This is a genomic window from Acinetobacter sp. YH16031 (genome assembly GCF_013417335.1).
Taxonomy (GTDB): domain Bacteria; phylum Pseudomonadota; class Gammaproteobacteria; order Pseudomonadales; family Moraxellaceae; genus Acinetobacter.
Map to the genome: position 1 here is coordinate 1 of NZ_VPED01000145.1, position 1,571 is coordinate 1,571.

The 1,571-nt window shown below is 38.1% G+C and carries 2 protein-coding genes; both read right to left on the bottom strand.

Annotated features, from left to right (window positions below; translation table 11 throughout):
* Positions 1–66 precede the first annotated feature (66 nt).
* Positions 67–300: a hypothetical protein gene (locus FTV31_RS16705; RefSeq protein WP_065996352.1), complete on the bottom strand. Its 234-nt coding sequence runs from the start codon at positions 298–300 to the stop codon at positions 67–69.
* Positions 301–315: 15 nt separating this feature from the next.
* Positions 316–1,254, bottom strand: a complete 939-nt coding sequence (repM, locus tag FTV31_RS16710) for a replication initiation protein RepM (RefSeq protein ID WP_065996348.1) — start codon at positions 1,252–1,254, stop codon at positions 316–318.
* Positions 1,255–1,571 lie beyond the last annotated feature (317 nt).

The window sequence follows — 1,571 nt, forward strand, 5'->3', positions numbered from 1 at the left end:
TCAAAACGATCTAAAAGCAATCAGGATGAAAACACTATCTCATAGGGCGAGACAGATTTTTTCTGATTATTCGCATTTGTTTAGTTGTTGTTTTATACGCTCAATCCTTGTAATAAGACCATCCACACAACTTTGATGACGTTCATAAAGTGGGTGGTCTTTATTCTGCCAGTTATCCAATATTTCTTTGGCTTCGATGTACTCTTGTTCTAGTTTGTATAGTTGACCTTTCAGTCCAAAATTATCTTTATTCCAGATAGCTAATAGCTCGGTTTCACTTAGTTTTGATAAATCAGTCATTAGTAATACTCCCATTTAACCTTTAAAATCTGTTTCTGTTCGCAATGCCTTGAATATGCGTTTTGCCGTTTCTTCTCGCACACTGGACGGGTCACGTAAAATATTGGCAATCCATATTGCAAATGCTTGATAGTCCTTATTCCCTGCTAGGTCGCTGATACTGTGGACTTTAGACAATACTGAGCTATAAGTATTTATCTGACTGTCTGACAAGTTGCAGAACATATCAACCGTGCTTGGATCTCGTTCATGGTTGATTGTTTTAGGCTTGGATTTCTGTTTAAAGCTGAATGAAAACCCAATGATTGAACGTCCTCGCTTATGTTGCTCGTATTCTGCCTTAATGTCGGTATGGTCGTTAATTTGTTGAATAGCAGGCTCTAATACTCGTCTTTTAAACGATTCCATCCGTTGATGCTCTGTGTCCAATACACCAAGTCTTGACCTCAATTCCTTAGTTTCAAGCATTGATACTTTCCCAGTGCTACGCCATGCAATTAGTAGTTCATATAAACGTATGGCATAGGCACTCGTTAGGCTACTTACCTGCTCCAGTTCATAACTGGTGAAATGCTTCTCTAGGTTGGTGATCAGTGGCACAACATCATCTGAAAACCTGATACGGACAAGGGCTTCATTTTCAACATAGGACACACGCTGTACCCATCGGCTCATAACATTCTCAAGATTGCCTTTAGCCGTTAATTTTTGGTAACTAAAGCGACGCTCAAACAAGTTTTTGCAAGCATCCTTTAAGACTTTGTAGGCGGTGTTTCTATGGACATTGAAATGGTTAATGTAGCTTTCTGCATGGATAGTTAAATCACGGTCACTAGGGATATTAGACTCCCTCGCCTCCAGTATTGCTAAAAGGATTAGGCGTTGTTCTGCAAGGTCTAAATTATAACTGGCATTGATCAGCGCATTATCCTTAACGACTAGGTCTTTTTTCATACATAGCAACTTATTCGAATTTTGTTGTTATAGCAACATTATATAACAATGTTGTAATATGCAAGATAAACGTTGCTATATTGCAAGATAAACGTTGCTATATTGCAAGATAAACGTTGCTATATTGCAAGATAAACGTTGCTATATAAAGTCTGAAACCATTGCTATATAAGGATTTCAGTCACCCTAAAAATTAAAAAAAATAAAAAAATTAAAAAAGAGGGGAGGGGTCAAAATTGCCCTATGTACTCGCTAAAGCTCGTACTTTATTGAAGCTCGCAAGCTCGCTTCGAGGGGCAATTTTTCGGTTAATCCTG

Excerpts from the sequence above, each read along its gene's own strand:
- FTV31_RS16705 (WP_065996352.1), bottom strand. The coding sequence starts at position 300 with ATGACTGATTTATCAAAACTAAGTGAAACCGAGCTATTAGCTATCTGG.
- repM (WP_065996348.1), bottom strand. The coding sequence starts at position 1,254 with ATGAAAAAAGACCTAGTCGTTAAGGATAATGCGCTGATCAATGCCAGT.